Genomic DNA, 17,288 nt, shown 5'->3' with positions numbered 1-17,288 from the left:
GCCGTGACGGCAGGCATGACGGGCGAGCGCATTTCGATTCCAGGCGTGCCGCCAGAGGTGATACCGATCGGGTGACATCAGTGTTGAAGAAGATTCTTTTCCAGTTGCACTGGCTGTTCGGCATCACTGCCGGGCTGGTGCTGGCGGTCATGGGGGTGAGCGGCGCGAGCCTGTCCTACCAGGAGGAGTTGCTGCGTTTTCTCAATCCGGGGGTGATGACCGTCAAGATGCCGCAGGACGCCCGGGCGCTGACTCCGGACGAATTGCTCGCCAGCCTGCGCGGGCAACTGGGGCAGCGCCAGGTGCTCGGGCTGACCCTGTCGAGCGCGCCGGAGGATGCCGCCCGGGTGATCGTCGGCGGCGCCGATCCGCGCGGCGAGACCCTCTACGCCGATCCCTACGACGGCGATCTGCTTGGCGCGGCGCGGGGACTGAATTTCTTCCGTTTCATGATGCAGGTACATCGCTGGCTAGCCATCGGCGACACCGGCAAGGCGATCACCGGTGCCTCGACCTTGATCCTGGTATTTCTATGCCTGTCCGGTCTCTACCTGCGCTGGCCGCGCCGGGCCGGCGACTGGCGCGCCTGGCTGGTCCTCGACTGGTCGCGCCAGGGGCGCGGTTTTCTCTGGGGCCTGCATGCGGTGGCCGGTACCTGGGTGCTGCTGCTTTATATGCTGGCCGCGCTGACCGGCCTGAACTGGTCCTTCGATTGGTATCGCCAAGGCCTCTTCGCCCTGGCCGGCGAAACCGCCGCGCCGCACGGCGGACGCCGCGCTCCGCCTCCGGGAGGCGGGCAGGACGGAGCAGCGGCGCCGGCGATCGACCTCGATCCCTTGTTCCAGGCTTTCCGCCGCGAAGTGGGGGCTACCTACCGGCAGGTCAACCTGGCGCTGCCTGAGCGTCCCGGTCTGCCGCTGCAGATCACCTATGTCGCGTCCTGCGCCGACCATTCCCGGGCGACCGACCGGCTGAGCCTCGACGTCGCCAGCGGCATGCCGCTCGAACATGAACGCTACGCGGACAAGAGCCTGCCCCGGCGCCTGCTCGCCAGCCTCTATCCACTGCATACCGGTGAGTATTTCGGCCATCCCGGGCGCGTGCTGATGATGCTCGCCAGCCTGGGCATGCCGTTGTTTTTTGTCACCGGCTGGCAGCTCTATCTCGACCGCCGACGTAGCCGCCGCGCCGCCCGCGAGGCGCAACGGGCCCTGACGCCGTCGGTCGAAGGCCAGCCGTGGCTGATCGGCTTCGCCAGTCAGAACGGTTTCGCCGAACGTCTGGCCTGGCAGGCCGCTGGCCAGTTGCAGGTGGCTGGCGCCGCGGTGCGGGTGCGTTCGCTGGCGCAGTTCGACGAAAGCGACCTGCTCGGTGCCGAGCGCGTACTGTTCGTGGTCAGCACTTTCGGCGACGGCGAGGCGCCGGACAACGCCCGCGGCTTCGCGCGCAGGGTGCTCGGCAGCGACTGCGAATTGAGCCACCTGCACTATGCTCTGCTCGGGCTCGGCGACCGCCAGTACCCGCATTTCTGCGCCTTCGCCCGGCGTCTCGAGCAGTGGCTGAAAAAGCAGGGAGCTCAGGAGCTGTTCGCTCCGGTGGAGGTGGACGGCGACGACGGCGCGGCCCTGCAGACCTGGCGCGAGCAACTCGGCCGGCTGGTCGGCGACGGCTCGCCGGCGGCGCAGGAGGAGCGCTTCGACGAATGGATGCTGCTGGCCCGCGAGTGCCTCAACCTGGGCAGCACGGCCGAGCCGGTCTGGCGCCTGGTTTTCCAGATTCCGGATGGGCAGCACTGGGAGGCCGGCGACCTGGTGGAGGTCCGTCCGCCGCAAGATGCGCTGCCGCGTTGCTATTCGGTCGCCTCGCTGGAAGAGGATGGCGTGCTGGAGCTGCTGGTGCGCCGGCAGCGGCGTCCCGACGGTACGCTGGGGCTGTGCTCCGGCTGGCTGTGCGAACTGGCGCTGGGGACCCGCGTGCCGATGCGTTTGCGCTCCAACGGCGGCTTCCGCCTGCCGGCGGACGACCGGCCGCTGCTGCTGATTGGCAACGGTGCCGGTCTGGCCGGGCTGCGCGGCTTGCTGCGCGAGCGCGTCCGGCGCGGCCAGAGCCGCAATTGGCTGATTTTCGGCGAACGCAGCAAGGCCCATGATTTCCTCTGTCGCGACGAGTTGCTGGCTTGGCAGACGGCGGGGCGGCTGGTCCGCCTCGACCTGGCCTTTTCCACCGACGCGGGAAGCAAGGTCTACGTGCAGGATCGTCTGCGCGACGCCGCCGACTTCCTGCGTAGCTGGCTGGCCGAGGGGGCCGTCATCTACCTGTGCGGCAGTCGTGGCATGGCTTCCGGAGTCGAGGCGGTGCTCATCGAGCTGCTCGGCAGCACCGCGGTCGAGCGCCTGCGCGACGAGGGACGTTTTCGCCGCGATCTCTTCTAAAATCGTTGCGGGAGGCGCATTTCCTTCGCAAGCTTGCGATGGACTGGCGGAGGCTCCAAGCTAGTGCGATGAAAACCGCTCCCCGCATCCTTCTCAACTGCGACATGGGCGAAAGCTTCGGCGCCTGGAAAATGGGCAACGACGCGCTCGCCATGCCGCTGATCGACCAGGCCAACCTGGCCTGCGGCTTCCATGCCGCCGACCCCCTGACTATGCAGCGCAGCGTGGCCCTGGCGATGCGCCACGGGGCGAGCATCGGCGCGCACCCGGCCTACCCGGACCTGGCCGGCTTCGGTCGCCGCCACCTGGACTGCTCGCCCGACGAGGTGCGCGCCCTGGTGCTCTATCAGCTCGGCGCGCTCGATGCTTTCTGCCGCGCTGCGGGTGCCCGCGTCGACTACGTCAAGCCGCATGGCGCGCTGTACAACGATCTGGTGCTCGACGACGAACTGCTCGGCGCCGTGCTGGAGGCCTGCGCGGCTTTCCGTCCGGGTCTGCCGCTGATGATCCTGGCGCTGGCCGACAACGCCCGCGAGCGGCGGCTCGCCGAGGCCGCCGGGGTGCCGCTGCTGTTCGAGGCCTTCGCCGATCGCGCCTACCTGTCCGACGGCCGGCTGGCGCCGCGCCGCCTGGACAAAGCAGTGCACGCGGACCCCGAGCGCATCCTCGTCCAGGCCTTGGCCATCGCCCGCGGTGAGCCTTTCGCGGACCTCGACGGCAAGCCTCTGTGCTTGCGCGCCGACAGCCTCTGCGTGCACGGCGACAACGCCGAGTCGCTGGCCGTGCTGCGCCGCCTGCGCGCGGCGCTCGACGCTTTCTGATGCGCCTCGAGCCCGCCGGTCCCGAAGCCCTGCTGCTGGTCCTGGCCGAACAGCCGGACGCCGGCCTGCCGTTGCGCATCTCCGCCCTGGCCGATCTGATCCAGCTCGAACTGGGGCCGCTGGTCGTCGATCTGGTCCCCGGCTGGACCACTCTGCTGCTGCATTACGATCTGCTGCGGACCGATCATCTGCAGCTCGGCAGACGCCTGTTGCCCCTGCTCGAGGACTGGTGCGTGCAGGCGCAGCCTTCCCGTAGCGGGCATCTGCACGAGATCCCCGTCTGGTATGCCGGCGAGGACCTGGCCGAGGTGGCCCACGCCTGCGCCCTGAGCGAGGCCGAACTGATCGCCCTGCACAGTGGCGCGCAGTACCGAGTCGGCGCCATCGGCTTCGCTCCGGGCTTCGCCTACCTCGGCGAACTGGACGCGCGCCTGTCCTTGCCGCGCCGGCGCACGCCGCGCACCTGGGTACCGGGCGGCTCGCTGGCCATCGCCGAACGGCAGACGGCGATCTATCCCCAGGCTTCGCCGGGGGGCTGGCACCTGATTGGGCGTTGTCCGTGGCGCCTGTTCGACGCCCAGGCCGAGCCGCCCTGTGCGCTGGCGGTGGGCGACCGGGTGCGTTTTTTGGCCATCGACGAAGCGGCCTTTCGCGCCGAGGGCGGTGCGCCGTGACGGGCCTCGCGGTGATTCGCCCTGGTCCGTTCAGCCTGCTGCAGGATGCCGGCCGGCTGGGCTGGCAGCACCTTGGCGTGTCTCCCGCGGGCCCTCTGGACATCCAGGCGGCGGCCTGGGCGAATCGACTGCTGGACAATCCCTGGGGCGCGCCGCTGGTGGAAATCGCCCTGGGCGGCATGGAGCTGGAAAGCGCGCTCGACACTTGGGTGGCGCTCTGCGGCGCCGAACTGGATATCCGCCTGGACGGCGCGCCACGGCCGAACTGGTCGCGCTTCGTCCTGCGCGCCGGGCAGCGTATGCGCCTCGGTTTCGCGCGCAGCGGCCAGCGTGCCTACCTGGCGGTGGCGGGAGGCTTTCGCGCTGCTCCCGTGCTGGGCAGTGTGGCGACCCAGGAGCGCGAGGGGCTTGGCGGCCTGCACGGCGACGGCCGGCCGCTGTGCGCCGGGGACTTCCTGCCCTGCATGCCGGCCGTCCTGCCCGGCGCCGCCAGCGTGCCCTGGCGTTTCGTGCCGGACTACCGGGCCGAGCCCTATCTGCGCGTGATGCTCGGCGGCGATGCTGGGGATTTCAGCGTAGCCGATCGCCAGCGTTTCTTCGCCCGGCCCTGGCGCCTCAGTCCGCAATCCGACCGCATGGGGGCGCGCCTTTCCGGCGAGCCCTTGCGGGCACCGGCCAGGCAGTGGTCGTTGGGAGTGACCGCGGGCGCCATCCAGGTGTCGCCGGACGGCCAGCCGATCGTGCTGATGGCCGACCGGCAGACCATGGGTGGCTATCCCATTCTCGGCTGGGTGCATCCGCTGGACCTGGGGCTGCTGGCGCAGTGTCCGGCGCACCGGACGGTACGCTTCGAGCCGGTGAGGATAGAGGCGGTGCAGGGGGAGGTGCGGGAGTTCTATCGGTTCTTCGGGCGCTGAGCGCTTGCCGGATTTCTCTGGCATGGCTTTCGCGAGCAATCTCAGCGCTTTCCTCGGCCCGGCCGACAGGTTTCGCCCTGCACGGCGAGTCACTTTCTTCTTGCTTGCCCAAGAAGAAAGTAACCAAAGAAGAAGGGCACCCGACATCCGGCCCTCCACTACGCTGCGCTCTGTTGCGGGTTCCCTCGCTCCGGCGCTGCTCCAGGGGCACGCCACGAAGGGACGTCCCTGTCCCTTCGCGACTCGCTCGGCGTCCATGCCTCGCGTCCCTCTGTGCAGCGCCTCCGCTCGGCCTTCTATACGGGACTTGGGTGTGGGCTGAACCTTCACAAAACCTTTCAGGTTTCAGGCGGCGGCTGCTTCTGGATTTTTGCTTTTTGACGCCAAAGCAGCCAGGCAGCGCCGAACGCCCCTTTCAGAAGGCCGAGTGGAGTCGTCGAGAAAGGGGTTGAGCCGCATGGATGCGGCGAAAGGTCCGTTGGCCATGGATGGCTCTTCGGGCCTGGCCCCTGGAGCGACGACAGAGGGAGGGAACCCCGCCGCAGGCGGGGCCGGATGATAGGGGCAAGCGTTTTTGCTTACTTTTTTCGCGACTGAAAAAAGTGAGTCGCCGTGCAAGGCGAAACCTGTAGATCGCGCCGAGGACAGCGTGTCGTCATTGCCCCTTGGGTTAGGCCCAAGCCGACAAATACATAAGCCTCACACGAACCGCTCCGCATAATGACAAGCCACCTCCCTCCCATCCACTTCCCGCAGCGCCGGCACCTCTACCCGACAACGCTCCGTCGCATATGGACAGCGCGGATGGAACACGCAGCCGGACGGCGGCTCCAGCGGGTCGGGCGGCTCGCCGGCGAGGCGGACGCGCTGGCGGTCCGGCTCGGGATGCAGGGTCGGCGTGGCGGCGAGCAAGGCCTGGGTATAGGGGTGCAGCGGCTTCCGATAGATCCTTTCAGCAGGGCCGAGCTCCATGGGCCGGCCGAGGTACATCACCAGCAGGCGGTTGGCGACGTGGCGCACCACCGCCAGGTTGTGGGAGATGAACACATAAGCGGTGCCGAATTGCCGCTGCAGTTCCAGGAACAGGTTGAGCACCTGGGCCTGCACCGACACATCGAGCGCCGACGTCGGCTCGTCGGCGACCAGCACCTTGGGACGCAGCATCATCGCCCGGGCGATGGCGATACGCTGGCGCTGGCCGCCGGAGAACATGTGCGGGTAGCGCGCATAGTGCTCGGCGCGCAGGCCGACCTGGTCAAGCATCGCCAGCACCCTGGCGCGGCGCTCGGCGCCGGAGAGGTTGGTGTTGATGGCCAGCGGTTCGGCCAACTGATCGCCGATCCGCCGGCGTGGGTTGAGCGAGGCGTAGGGGTTCTGAAAGACCATCTGCACGTCGCGGCGCAGCAGTCGGTGGTCGGTGCCGGCGACGTCGTGACCGGCGATCCGCAGCGAGCCGGCAGTCGGCTCCTCGACCAGGGTCAGGGCGCGGGCCAAGGTCGACTTGCCGCAGCCAGACTCGCCGACCACCGCCAGGGTCTCGCCGGCCTCGAGTTCGAAGGACAGGCCGTTCAGCGCCCGGACGCTGGCCGCGGGACGAAGCAGGCCGCGAGAGATGCGGTAGTGACGGGTCAGGTCGCGGGCGATCAGCACCGGGTTCATGGACTCTCCTGGTTGCGCGGGTGGAAGCAGCGCGCCAGGCTTCGGCGCCTGGCTTCTAACGCTGGCCGGAGGGCGCGGCAGTCGTCCTGCGCATAGGCGCAGCGCGGCGCCAGCAGGCAGCCGGCGGGCCGGTCGTGATGGCCGGGGACGCTGCCCGGCAGGCCGCGCAGCGGGCGGCGCGCGGTACCGGCCTCGGGCAGCGCGGCGAGCAGCGCCTCGGTATAGGGATGCGCTGGGGCGTCGAACAGACCGGGCAACTCGCCGACTTCTACCGCCTGGCCGGCATACATCACGCAGACCCGGCTGGCGCATTCGGCGACCACGGCGAGATCGTGGCTGATCAGCAGCAGGGCCATGCCACGCTCGCGCTGCAGGTTCAGCAGCAGTTCGAGGATCTGCGCCTGGATGGTCACGTCGAGGGCGGTGGTCGGTTCGTCGGCGATCAGCAGGCGCGGTCCGGCGGCGATCGCCAGGGCGATGGCCACGCGCTGGGCCATGCCGCCGGAGAGCTGATGCGGGTAGGCTTCCAGGCGGCTGGCGGCGGCCGGGATCTCGACCTGTTCGAGCAGCTCCAGGGCGCGCCGGCGGGCCTCGCGACCGCGCAGGCCGAGGTGCTGGCGCAGCACTTCCTCGAGCTGGAAGCCGATCCGGTAGCTGGGGTCGAGGGCGGCTAGCGGGTCTTGAAAGACCATCGCCAGTTCCTTGCCGAGCAGCCGGCGGCGCTGGCGTTCGCCGAGGGCGAGCAGGTCGTGGCCGGCGAAGCGCAGGTGCTCGGCGGCGACCCGGCCGGGTGGGTCGATCAGGCCGAGCAAGGCGAGCATGGCCTGTGACTTGCCGGAGCCGGACTCGCCGACGATGGCCAGCACCTCGCCGGCCTCCAGGCGCAGGTCGAGGCCGTCCACCACCGGCGGAGCTTCGGCGGGACCGTAGCGCACGCTGAGGTTGTCGATTTCCAGCAGGCTCATGGTGCGCTCCTCAAGCCAGGTTCTTCAGCTTCGGGTCCAGCGCGTCGCGCAGGCCGTCGCCGACCAGATTGATCGCCAGCACGCTTGAGAGGATGGCCAGGCCCGGCAAGGTCACCACCCACCAAGCACGTTCGATGTAATCCCGCGCCGCGGCCAGCATGCTGCCCCATTCCGGGCTTGGTGGCTGCACGCCGAGGCCGAGAAAACCCAGCGCGGCGGCATCCAGGATGGCCGCGGAGAAGCCCAAGGTAGCCTGGACGATCAAGGGCGCTAGACAGTTCGGCAGCACCGCGACAAACATCAGGCGCAGCCGTCCGGCGCCGACCAGCTTCGCGGCGGTGACGTAATCACGGTGGATCTCGCCGAGTACCGCCGCGCGGGTCAGGCGCACATAGGCGGGCAGCGAGACGATGGCGATCGCCAGCACGGTGTTGAGCAGTCCCGGACCGAGTACGGCGACCACCGCTACCGCCAGCAGCAGGGCGGGCAGCGCCAGCATGATATCCGTCAGGCGCATGATCGAAGGGCCGAGCAGGCGCGGGAAGAAGCCGGCGCAGAGGCCGAGCAGCACGCCGGGCAGCAGTGACAGCGCCACTGAAGCCAGGCCGATCGAGAGCGACAGGCGCGCGCCATGGATCAGTCGCGAGAGCAGGTCGCGGCCCAGTTCGTCGGTACCGAGCGGAAATCGCGTCTCGCCGCCCTCCAGCCAAGCCGGTGGGGTAAGCAGGAAGTCGCGGTGCTGGGCTGCGGGGTCGAAGGGCGCGAGCCAGGGCGCCAGCAGCGCGCAGAGAGCGAGCAGGGCGAGGAACAGCAAGGCGGCGAAGGCGCCACGGTTGCGCGCGAAGGCCCGGCAGAAGTCGCGCAAGGGCGAGGGCCAAGCCGGTTCGCTGGCGAGAGCGGAGGTATTCATCGACGGGTCCTCATTGCCGGTGACGGATGCGTGGGTTGGCCAGGCCATAGAGGATGTCCACGACAAAGTTGACCAGGATGACCAGCGCGGCGATCAGCAGGATGCCATTCTGCACCACCGGATAGTCGCGAGCGCCGATGGCTTCGATCAGCCACTTGCCGATGCCCGGCCAGGAAAACAGGGTTTCGGTGAGCACCGCGCCGGAGAGCAGCGAGCCGACCTGCAGGCCGAACACCGTGAGCACCGGGACCAGGGCGTTGCGCAGCGCGTGCACGAACACCAGCCGCACCGGCGACAGGCCACGGGCACGGGCGGCACGGATGTAGTCCTCGCGCAGCACTTCGAGCATCGCCGAGCGGGTCATGCGGGCGATCACCGCCAGCGGGATGGTGCCGAGCACGATGGCCGGCAGGATCAGGTGGCGCAGGGCGTCGAGGAAGGCGCCGCGCTCGTCGCTGAGCAGCGTGTCGACGAGCATGAAGCCGGTCACCGGCGGTACGTCGTAGAGCAGGTCGAGGCGCCCGGAGACCGGTGTCCAGCCGAGTTCCACGGAAAAGAACATGATCAGCACCAGCGCCCACCAGAAGATCGGCATCGAGTAGCCGGTCAGCGCCAAGCCCATGGTGCCGTGGTCGAGGATGGAGCCGCGTTTCAACGCCGCCAAGGTGCCGGCGAGCAAGCCGAGGACGCTGGCCAGCAGCAGGGCGGCGAGGGCCAGTTCGACGGTGGCCGGAAACAGCCCGGCGAACTCGTTCCAGACGCTTTCGCGGGTGCGCAGCGACTGGCCGAGATCGCCCCGCGCCAATTGGCCCAAGTAGCTCAGGTACTGCTCGTGCAACGGCCGGTCGAGGCCGAGCTGGTGCATGGCCTCGGCATGCATCTGCGGGTCGAGGCGGCGCTCGCCCATCATCACCTCCACCGGGTCACCGGGGATCAGGCGGATCAGGGTGAAGGTCAGCAGGGTTACGCCGAGGAAGGTGGGGATCAGCAAGCCGAGACGGTGGGCGAGGAAGGACAACATGCGCGGGGCTCACTCCGGAGCGTTGGCCGGGGCGCGACGCACGCCGGCGAAGTTGTTGGAGCCCAGCGGGCTGATCACGAAGCCCTCGACGTCGCGTCGCACGGCGGCGAACTCGCGGGGATGGGCCAGGGGAATCCAGGGCGCCTGTTCGTGGAAGATCGCCAGGGCCTGGCGGTAGAGCGCGGCGCGTTGTGCCTGGTCGGTGATGCGGCGCGCCTCGCGCAACAGGGCATCGAAGCGCTCGTCGCACCAGCCGGCCTGATTTTCGCCGGAAGCGGCCGCGGCGCAGGACAGATTGGGGGTCAAGAAGTTGTCCGGATCGCCGTTGTCGCCGGCCCAGCTCATGAACACCAAGTCGTGTTCGCCGTTCTTCGCGCGCTTGATCAGCTCGCCCCATTCCAGCACGCGGATTTCCGCCCGGATGCCGATGGCGGCCAGGTCGGCCTGCAGCAACTGGGCGCCGATGCCGGGGTTGGGGTTGGTCGGGCCGCCGCCGGGACGGGTCCAGATACTCAGCTCCAAGCCTTGGGCGTGTCCGGCTTCGGCCAACAGGGCGCGGGCCCGTGCCGGGTCGTGGGGCCAGCCGGCGAGCGTCGGGTCGGAGCCCCACAGGATCGGCGGGTAGGGCGCCACCGCCGGGCTGGCGCCGCCCTCGCCGTACTGGGCGCGCAGGTAGGCGGCTTTGTCGAAAGCGAGGTTGAGCGCCTGGCGCACTCGCACGTCGTCGAGCGGCGGATGACGGGTGTTGATGCCGATGTAGGCGGTCAGCAGCGGTTCGTCCTCCAGCACCTGGATGCGCGCGTCCCGGCGCAGGCCGGGCAGGTCCACCGGGCGCGGGTAGAGGGCGATCTGGCAGTCGCCGGCCTTGAGCTTTTGCACCCGCACGTTGGGCTCGGGGGTGATGGCGAAGATCAGCCGCTCGATGGCCGGCGCGCCGTCCCAGTAGTCCGGGTTGCGCCGGAAGCGCACCTGGGCGTCCTTCTCGTAGCGTTCGAAGATGAATGGGCCGCTGCCCACCGGCTGGCTGTTGAGGCGCTCCGGGGTGCCGGCGGCCAGCAGTCGATCGGCGTATTCGGCCGGGTAGATGGAGGCGAAGCCCATCGCCAGGTTGGCCAGGAAGGGCGCCTCCGGGTAGCGCAGGACGAAGCGCACGCGGTGCTCATCGAGGCGCTCGATGCGTTCTATCAGCTCGCCCACGGCCATCGATTCGGCATAGGGGAAGCCGCGCGGCGACAGTTTGTGCCAGGGATGCGCGGGATCGATCTGCCGCCGGAAGCTCCAGATCACGTCGTCGGCGTCGAATTCGCGGCTCGGCACGAACCAGGGCGTGCGCTGGAATTTCACGCCGCGGCGCAGGTGGAAAGTGTATTCGAGGCCGTCGGCGGACACCTCCCAGCGCTCGGCGAGGGCGGGGAGCAGTTCGCTGCCGCCGGGAGCGAAGCGCAGCAGGCGGTCGAACACCGTCTCCGCCGAGGCGTCGGCGCTGACGGCGGTGGTGTACTGGACGATGTCGAAGCCTTCCGGGCTGCCCTCGGTACAGACCACCAAGCTGCTCGGCGTGGCCTGGACGGCGCCGGCGAGCAGGCCGGCGAGCAGGAGGGCAGTCGGGCGTCGGAGTGTCATGATGGCGGCCGCCTCAGGGCATCTGCACCTCGATCACGCCGTCGGCGCTGACGCTCACCTGACTGCTGCCGGCTTCGATCTCCGGCGCTGGCGCGCCCGCCGCCTCGCGGTCCATGGTCTTCGCCATCGCCACGCGGGCGAAGGGGGGCGGGACCACACCGCTGCTGCCGAGGTTCAGGCTAACCAACTTGTAGCCGTTGCCGCCGAGCGCCTGGGTGGCGAGCTGGGCGCGCTCGCCGAAGGCCCGCACGGCGTCCTGCAGCAGTGCGTCCTCGCCCTTCTTACGTGTGGCATCGGCGATGGAGAAGCGCATGTCGGCGATCCTAAGTTCGCCGAGCAGGTTAGCGCTCAGTTGGGAAAGGGCGGCGAAGTCGGCGCTTTCCAGGCGCAGCTCGGCGCGCTCGCGCCAGGCGACGATCCGTCGGCCCTGGTCTTCGTAGGCCGGATAACTGTTGCGGTTGCCGAGGCTGACCTTCACCCCCGCCACTTGGCGCGCGCGCTCTACCGCGCCGTTGAGGGTGCGGGTGATGTCGCTGGCCAACTGGCCGGGGTCCTTGTGCTGGGCTTCGGCATAGAGGGTCACCTGCATCAGGTCGTGGGCGATCTCCCGGCTTGCCTCGGCATGCAGGGAGATCTGGTTGTAGCGGGGACCGTCCTCGGCCAGTGCCGGCAGGCTGGCCAGGGCAGCGAGGACGAGGGGAATGGTGGGGCGAAGACAGCAAAGCATGGGGAAATCCTTGTGTGGGCCGGGAGCGTATCTGTTGGGTTTCGAGCCAAACTCTACCGGCGCAGTCCGGTTTTTGCAGCCCGTCTGCGTCCGGTTGCCGCATTCGGCCCGGCTGGTGGCAGGCTTTTGGGTATACTGGCCGCGCGCTCCCAGGCCTCCATGACAAGCCATTCCTATGCTCGCACCCGTTCAAATGCTGTCGGCCAGCCGCCACAACCTCCGTCGGCTCATCCTGATCCGCGTCCTCGTGCTGGCCGCCCAAGCCGGTTCGGTCGGGCTCGCCTATCTCACCGGTCTGATGCCGTTGCCTTGGCTGGCGCTTGCTTTCACCCTCAGCCTGTCGGCCATGCTTTGCCTGGGAACCGCCCTGCGCCTGACCATGTCGTGGCCGGTGACCGATCTGGAATACGCCGGCCATCTGGCCTGCGACCTGATCATCCACAGCCTGCTGCTGTATTTCACCGGCGGTCCGACCAACCCCTTCGTTTCCTATTACCTGGTGCCGCTGACCATCGCCGCGGCGACTCTGCCCAGGCGGCACACGGTGATGCTCGCCGGCCTGGCGTTCGTGGCCTACACGCTGCTGGTCTTCTGGTACAACCCGACCACCCTGCCGCCGGAGCATCGCGTCACCTTGCTGATCTACGGCATGTGGCTGAGCTTCGCCCTGGCGGCGGCGCTGATCACTTTCTTCATCGGGCGGATGGCCGGCGAACTGCGCCGTCAGGAAGAGTTCCAGGCCACGCGCCGCGAGGAGGGCATGCGCGACCAGCAACTGCTGGCGGTAGCCACCCAGGCGGCCGGCGCCGCCCATGAGCTGGGCACGCCGCTGGCGACGATGAGCGTGCTGATCACCGAACTGCGCCAGGAGCACGACGATCCGCTGCTGCAGGAGGATCTGGCGGTGCTCCAGGAACAGGTGAAGCTGTGCAAGGACACCCTGCAGCAACTGGTACGCGCCGCCGAGGCGGATCGCATGCAGGCGGTCCAAGAGCAGAGCGCAGCGGCTTGGCTGGAGACGGCGCTCAATCGCTGGCACCTGATGCGCCCGGAGGCGAGCTATCGCTATGAAATCCTCGGCACGGGCTCCATGCCGCGCCTGGCGCCGTCGCCGGACCTGACCCAGTCAATGCTCAACCTGCTCAATAACGCCGCCGATGCCTGTCCGGACGACCTGGACATCTACCTCGACTGGGACGTCGAGGAGTTGTGCATCAGCATTCACAACCATGGCGAAGGCGTGCCTCTGGCGATCGCCGAGCAACTGGGCAAGCCTTTCTTTACCACCAAGGGCAAGGGCTTCGGCCTCGGCCTATTTCTGAGCCAGGCCAGCGTGACTCGCGCCGGTGGCTCGGTGAAACTCTACAACCACGAGGAGGGCGGTACGCTGACCGAGCTGCGACTGCCGCGCCTGGGGCCAGGAGACTACTATGAGTGAGCATCCGATCGAGGGAGAAGAACAGCAGCCGCACCTGCTGCTGGTGGACGACGACACGACCTTCACCCGTGTCATGATGCGGGCCATGACCCGCCGCGGCTTCCGGGTGAGTTGTGCCAGTTCGGCCGAGGGGGGGCTGGAGCTGGCAGTTCAAGATGTGCCCGACTATGCCGTGCTGGATCTCAAGATGGAGGGCGACTCGGGGCTGGTGCTGCTGCCCAAGCTGCTCGAACTGGACAACGAGATGCGCGTGCTGATCCTCACCGGTTACTCGAGCATCGCCACCGCCGTGGAGGCGATCAAGCGTGGCGCATGCAATTACCTATGCAAGCCGGCCGACGCCGACGACGTGCTCACCGCGCTGCTTTCCGAGCACGTCGACCTGAACAGTTTGGTGCCGGACAACCCCATGTCGGTGGATCGCCTGCAGTGGGAGCACATTCAGCGCGTGCTCAGCGAGAACGACGGCAACATCTCCGCCACCGCCCGCGCCCTGGGTATGCACCGGCGTACATTGCAGCGCAAGCTGCAGAAACGTCCGGTCCGCCGCTGAGGGCCTGTCCATGGTCTTTCGCATCGGGCATCGGCTCGGTGCGAGCGGCCGCAGGTTAGACCCGGATGCCGGGCGCGCTTGCTTTTCGGTCGCTTCATTCGTTCGCGCGAGCGAAGGGAAAGTGACTGGCAGGAGCCCGAAATCGGAGTGTCCGGCCTCCCGGCCAGCGGCTTGTGCAACTGCCGAAAACCGGAACGAGTCGACACATGGTTTTGCCAGTCCACTGTCGAGCGGCGAATCCATGCGATCGCCCTGAAGCGTCGGGCTCCCGGAGCCGCTGCCCGATCATCTCATGAAAGTATCGCCTGCAATGTATCGGTGCGGACTGGCGGCCGGGTGGCAGGAGCGATTCGTGGTCGAGGCCTTGCCGCTTCGCCAGAACGTATACCAAGGCCATTGGCAAGTCCTTCTGATAATAACGGTGGTATTTTTCCCTGAATCTGTCGGTGATGGGGAAGCACTCGACCTGGTTTATTATTTTCAGGTGCTTGTCGAAGATCTTTTCGTAGGTATCGATATCCTTCCAGTAATGGGCGAATACTCCATGCTCTCCGTGGGAGCCATGGACGAACGAGTATTTCTCGTTGGTTTGCAGCGGTTTGTTGTGCGGACTCTGGTCGAGGTGTTTCTTTTGTTCATGGCTCGGGTTCAGAAAGGCGATGATAGACTTTCTATCGTTTTTCAGAATTCTGGAAATTTCCGAGACATGGTATTCCAGATCGCTCTTTTCCAGGTGCATGACGAAGTTTCGCGAAATGGCCAGGGCAATGGACGAGTCGCCGAAGGGTTTTCTTTGTCCGTGCCTCACCTCGAAGTGGCGAATGTCGATATTGCCCGGATGTCCCAGTTCGCCAAGCTGTTCCCTGGCTTTTGCGACCAACTGTTCGGAGCCTTCCAAGCCGATGAAGTTGTCGATGTTCTTTCTCGCCTGAGCGATGTTTTTTATCGACTCCAGGGCAGGGATGTCTAGCAAGTTTCCATACATGAATTGAATCGCCAGCATGTTCGTGCCCGCGCCGAAATCGACGATTTTCGATTCCGGGTTTTCGCAGAGAAAGTCGGCAATTTCTTTATATAGGTATGGGTTGATTATGAAGTCAATGCCGATGTTGCCCTCTCGTTCAAGTCTGCACCAATGCTTTTCCATTTTTTTCCATCAACCACCAAGTCAAACGACGGATTGGTTTTAAACGGCAATAGGCGGGCCATGGCGACAAGATGTCTATGTCTGAATATTTGCCCGTAAAACACTCGTGGTTTTTCAGATGGATATTGATTTAACACTGGTTTGTTACGGTGTCTTTAAGCATGGCTTTGCAGTCCATTGTCGAGCCGCCGGTTTTTCGATCGTTCCGGTGCCGTCGGAAGCGGATGTACCGGGACGGCAACTCGTGGTTCCGGCCAGGCCATCCGGGCGGAGTGCCTCGGCATCCTGCCTCCCGGCGGGAGATATGCCGTTATGATAGGTACCTATTATTTTTCGGACTTTTCACATGTTCGCGCTGTTCTCGCAAACCCTGGGCATCACCGCACCGGTATTCGCCATGCTGTTTCTCGGCGTACTGTTGCGGCGCCTCGGCTGGATCGACATCGCCTTCATCGACACGGCATCGACGCTGGTGTTCAAGGGCACCATGCCGACCATGCTGTTCCTCGCGATCTTGCAGGCCGATCTGGATGCGGCGTTGCAGCCGGCGCTGCTCGGCTATTTCATCCTGGCTTCCATCGCCGGCTTCCTGATCGCCTGGGCCTGGTCGCTGTGGCGTTGCCCGCGTCCCGATCGCGGCGTCTATGTGCAGGGCGCGTTTCGCGGCAACAACGGCATCGTCGGCCTGGCCCTGGCCACCAGCATGTACGGCGATTACGGTCTGTCCCTCGGCGGGGTGCTGGCCGGGGCGGTGATCCTGGTCTACAACACGCTCGCATCGGTAGTGCTGGCTTTCTACAGCCCGACCGCCCGGACCGATCCCTGGAGCCTCGCCAAGAGCATCCTCGGCAACCCACTGATCATCGGCGTGCTGATGGCGATCCCGTTTGCCTACTGGCATGTCGGCCTGCCGGCCTGGCTGCTCACCTCCGGCGACTATTTCGCGCAGATGACCATGCCGCTGGCGCTGATCTGCATCGGCGGCACCATTTCCCTCGCCGCCCTGCGCGAAAGCGGTGGTATGGGACTTGGCGCCAGCCTGCTGAAGATGGTCTGGCTACCGCTGCTGGAGACGCTCGGTGCCTGGCTATGCGGTTTCCGTGGTGCCGAACTGGGCGTGCTCTTCCTTTATTTCGCGAGCCCGACCGCCGCGGCCAGCTTCGTCATGGCCAAGGCAGTGGGCGGCAATCATCAGTTGGCGGGAGGGATAGTGGTGATCACCACGCTGTTGGCCGCGGTCACCACCAATATCGGTATTTTCATCCTGCAATGGCTCGGCTGGATCTGAGCTGCGCTCTCAGCTTCGTTGCCGCCATTCGCGGGCGGCGATGACCAGCAGTGTCACGGTGGTCAGCGGCAGGGCGTACCAGGCTAGAGCATCGTGCAGCAGGTCTACGGCGGAAGCACCGCTGGCGAACAGTACCTGGTAGGCGCCGTAGGCCAGGTAGTAGCCGAAGAACAGCAACCCCTCTCGGCGGCCGATGCGGTAGCCGGTGAAGAAGATCGGCAGGCAGGCCGCCGCCGCCGCGATCATCGCCGGGTAGTCGAAGGCCAGGGCGTTGGGCGACACCTCGAGCGGGGCGGACGAGACCAGCGCGGTCAGGCCGAGGACCGCGAGCAGATTGAAGATATTGCTGCCGACGATATTGCCCACGGCGATGTCGCGCTCGCCCTTGATGGCGGCCACCAGCGACGTGGCCAATTCCGGCAGCGAGGTTCCGGCGGCGACCATGGTCAGGCCTATCGTCAGTTCGGATAGGCCGAGCGCTCGGGCCAGGGTCACCGCGGCATCGATCAGCAGGTCGGAGCCCCAGACCAGCATGGCCAGGCCGAGGGCGACGAGCGCCAGGTGGCCGGGCAGGGCGAGGTGTCCTGCGGGCTTCCTGCCGAATTCCGTCTCGAAGTCGTTGTTGCCGCCGCTGGTTCCGGCATTCAGGCCGCTGCGCACCTGAAAGGCGATGTAGACGAGAATGCCGGCGAACAGCAGCACTCCATCTAGACGGCTATATTCGCGGTCGATGGCCAGCAGCCAGGCTAGCAGGCTGACGCCGATCATGACGGGTACGTCGAAACGGATCAGTTGACGCGAAACCCGCAACGGAATGACCAGTGCGGACAGGCCGAGGATCATCAGCACGTTGAAGATGTTGCTGCCGATGGTGTTACCGACCGCGATATCGCCCTGTCCGCCGCTGGCGGATCGCACGCTGACGGCCATTTCCGGGGCGCTGGTGCCGAAGGCCACCACGGTCAGGCCGATGATCAGCGGCGGAATGCCGAAGCGGGCGGCCAGGCATGCGGTGCCGCGAACCAGGGCTTCGGCGCCGGCGATCAGCAGGGCCAGGCCGGCGATCAGGCAGATGAAGGTCAGAGGTGTCATTCGGGGTCCGTCCCAGGCGGT

At 66.9% G+C, this 17,288-nt stretch carries 15 protein-coding genes; 7 read left to right on the top strand and 8 right to left on the bottom strand.

Going from position 1 to position 17,288, the window contains the following annotated elements:
- Positions 1-80: 80 nt before the first annotated feature.
- The 4 genes from ACGI6K_RS16350 to ACGI6K_RS16335 all read left to right on the top strand — a co-directional run bounded on the left by ACGI6K_RS16350 (position 81) and on the right by ACGI6K_RS16335 (position 4,844).
- A complete protein-coding gene (locus ACGI6K_RS16350; RefSeq protein ID WP_376948690.1) occupies positions 81-2,432 on the top strand; it encodes a PepSY domain-containing protein in 2,352 nt (783 codons plus the stop codon).
- A 68-nt stretch (positions 2,433-2,500) separates the two neighbouring features.
- Positions 2,501-3,253 carry a 5-oxoprolinase subunit PxpA gene (locus tag ACGI6K_RS16345; protein ID WP_376948688.1) on the top strand — a complete coding sequence of 251 codons (753 nt, stop codon included), beginning with the start codon at positions 2,501-2,503 and terminating at the stop codon, positions 3,251-3,253.
- Positions 3,253-3,927, top strand: a complete 675-nt coding sequence (gene pxpB / locus ACGI6K_RS16340) for a 5-oxoprolinase subunit PxpB (RefSeq protein WP_376948686.1) — start codon at positions 3,253-3,255, stop codon at positions 3,925-3,927. Before ACGI6K_RS16345 ends, pxpB begins: the two co-directional genes overlap by 1 nt.
- A complete protein-coding gene (locus ACGI6K_RS16335) occupies positions 3,924-4,844 on the top strand; it encodes a biotin-dependent carboxyltransferase family protein (protein ID WP_376948684.1) in 921 nt (306 codons plus the stop codon). The genes pxpB and ACGI6K_RS16335 overlap by 4 nt, the downstream gene beginning before the upstream one ends.
- Before the next feature lie 699 nt (positions 4,845-5,543).
- Here the strand turns inward: ACGI6K_RS16335 and ACGI6K_RS16330 are convergent.
- Genes ACGI6K_RS16330 through ACGI6K_RS16305 form a run of 6 tightly spaced genes read right to left on the bottom strand, consistent with a single transcriptional unit; the run spans position 5,544 to position 11,749 of the window.
- Positions 5,544-6,503 carry a peptide ABC transporter ATP-binding protein gene (locus ACGI6K_RS16330; protein ID WP_376948682.1) on the bottom strand — a complete coding sequence of 320 codons (960 nt, stop codon included), beginning with the start codon at positions 6,501-6,503 and terminating at the stop codon, positions 5,544-5,546.
- Positions 6,500-7,468 (bottom strand): ABC transporter ATP-binding protein, encoded by a 969-nt coding sequence (locus tag ACGI6K_RS16325; RefSeq protein ID WP_376948680.1) that lies wholly within the window; start codon positions 7,466-7,468, stop codon positions 6,500-6,502. Before ACGI6K_RS16325 ends, ACGI6K_RS16330 begins: the two co-directional genes overlap by 4 nt.
- A gap of 10 nt (positions 7,469-7,478) precedes the next feature.
- Positions 7,479-8,378 carry an ABC transporter permease subunit gene (locus tag ACGI6K_RS16320; RefSeq protein WP_376948678.1) on the bottom strand — a complete coding sequence of 300 codons (900 nt, stop codon included), beginning with the start codon at positions 8,376-8,378 and terminating at the stop codon, positions 7,479-7,481.
- Positions 8,379-8,388: 10 nt separating this feature from the next.
- Positions 8,389-9,399, bottom strand: a complete 1,011-nt coding sequence (locus ACGI6K_RS16315) for an ABC transporter permease subunit (protein ID WP_376948676.1) — start codon at positions 9,397-9,399, stop codon at positions 8,389-8,391.
- Between the two features lie 9 nt (positions 9,400-9,408).
- A complete protein-coding gene (locus ACGI6K_RS16310) occupies positions 9,409-11,022 on the bottom strand; it encodes an ABC transporter substrate-binding protein (protein WP_376948674.1) in 1,614 nt (537 codons plus the stop codon).
- Positions 11,023-11,035: 13 nt separating this feature from the next.
- Complete coding sequence (locus tag ACGI6K_RS16305; protein WP_376948672.1) at positions 11,036-11,749, bottom strand: SIMPL domain-containing protein; 714 nt, start codon at positions 11,747-11,749, stop codon at positions 11,036-11,038.
- Between the two features lie 175 nt (positions 11,750-11,924).
- On the opposite strand from ACGI6K_RS16305, the gene ACGI6K_RS16300 reads away from it, so the two are divergent.
- Complete coding sequence (locus tag ACGI6K_RS16300; protein WP_376948670.1) at positions 11,925-13,187, top strand: ATP-binding protein; 1,263 nt, start codon at positions 11,925-11,927, stop codon at positions 13,185-13,187.
- Positions 13,180-13,740, top strand: a complete 561-nt coding sequence (locus ACGI6K_RS16295) for a response regulator transcription factor (RefSeq protein WP_376948668.1) — start codon at positions 13,180-13,182, stop codon at positions 13,738-13,740. The genes ACGI6K_RS16300 and ACGI6K_RS16295 overlap by 8 nt, the downstream gene beginning before the upstream one ends.
- Before the next feature lie 94 nt (positions 13,741-13,834).
- On the opposite strand, the gene ACGI6K_RS16290 is transcribed toward ACGI6K_RS16295, so the two are convergent.
- A complete protein-coding gene (locus tag ACGI6K_RS16290) occupies positions 13,835-14,887 on the bottom strand; it encodes a class I SAM-dependent methyltransferase (protein ID WP_376948666.1) in 1,053 nt (350 codons plus the stop codon).
- A 346-nt stretch (positions 14,888-15,233) separates the two neighbouring features.
- Between ACGI6K_RS16290 and ACGI6K_RS16285 the strand changes: the two genes are divergently transcribed.
- Positions 15,234-16,175 (top strand): AEC family transporter, encoded by a 942-nt coding sequence (locus ACGI6K_RS16285; protein WP_376948664.1) that lies wholly within the window; start codon positions 15,234-15,236, stop codon positions 16,173-16,175.
- A 9-nt stretch (positions 16,176-16,184) separates the two neighbouring features.
- Here the strand turns inward: ACGI6K_RS16285 and ACGI6K_RS16280 are convergent, their stop codons facing one another.
- A complete protein-coding gene (locus ACGI6K_RS16280; protein WP_376948662.1) occupies positions 16,185-17,267 on the bottom strand; it encodes a calcium/sodium antiporter in 1,083 nt (360 codons plus the stop codon).
- Between the last annotated feature and the right edge of the window lie 21 nt (positions 17,268-17,288).

It is taken from the genome of Azorhizophilus paspali, assembly GCF_043587585.2.
GTDB classification, from domain to species: Bacteria; Pseudomonadota; Gammaproteobacteria; order Pseudomonadales; family Pseudomonadaceae; genus Azotobacter; species Azotobacter paspali.
The sequence above is the reverse complement of the archived record's forward strand: the minus strand, read 5'-3'. Positions and strand labels throughout refer to the sequence as shown.

Excerpts from the sequence above, each read along its gene's own strand:
- ACGI6K_RS16310 (WP_376948674.1), bottom strand. The coding sequence starts at position 11,022 with ATGACACTCCGACGCCCGACTGCCCTCCTGCTCGCCGGCCTGCTCGCC.
- ACGI6K_RS16320 (WP_376948678.1), bottom strand. The coding sequence starts at position 8,378 with ATGAATACCTCCGCTCTCGCCAGCGAACCGGCTTGGCCCTCGCCCTTG.
- ACGI6K_RS16315 (WP_376948676.1), bottom strand. The coding sequence starts at position 9,399 with ATGTTGTCCTTCCTCGCCCACCGTCTCGGCTTGCTGATCCCCACCTTC.
- ACGI6K_RS16285 (WP_376948664.1), top strand. The coding sequence starts at position 15,234 with ATGTTCGCGCTGTTCTCGCAAACCCTGGGCATCACCGCACCGGTATTC.
- ACGI6K_RS16300 (WP_376948670.1), top strand. The coding sequence starts at position 11,925 with ATGCTCGCACCCGTTCAAATGCTGTCGGCCAGCCGCCACAACCTCCGT.
- ACGI6K_RS16345 (WP_376948688.1), top strand. The coding sequence starts at position 2,501 with ATGAAAACCGCTCCCCGCATCCTTCTCAACTGCGACATGGGCGAAAGC.
- ACGI6K_RS16290 (WP_376948666.1), bottom strand. The coding sequence starts at position 14,887 with ATGGAAAAGCATTGGTGCAGACTTGAACGAGAGGGCAACATCGGCATT.
- ACGI6K_RS16325 (WP_376948680.1), bottom strand. The coding sequence starts at position 7,468 with ATGAGCCTGCTGGAAATCGACAACCTCAGCGTGCGCTACGGTCCCGCC.
- pxpB (WP_376948686.1), top strand. The coding sequence starts at position 3,253 with ATGCGCCTCGAGCCCGCCGGTCCCGAAGCCCTGCTGCTGGTCCTGGCC.
- ACGI6K_RS16295 (WP_376948668.1), top strand. The coding sequence starts at position 13,180 with ATGAGTGAGCATCCGATCGAGGGAGAAGAACAGCAGCCGCACCTGCTG.
- ACGI6K_RS16280 (WP_376948662.1), bottom strand. The coding sequence starts at position 17,267 with ATGACACCTCTGACCTTCATCTGCCTGATCGCCGGCCTGGCCCTGCTG.
- ACGI6K_RS16305 (WP_376948672.1), bottom strand. The coding sequence starts at position 11,749 with ATGCTTTGCTGTCTTCGCCCCACCATTCCCCTCGTCCTCGCTGCCCTG.
- ACGI6K_RS16330 (WP_376948682.1), bottom strand. The coding sequence starts at position 6,503 with ATGAACCCGGTGCTGATCGCCCGCGACCTGACCCGTCACTACCGCATC.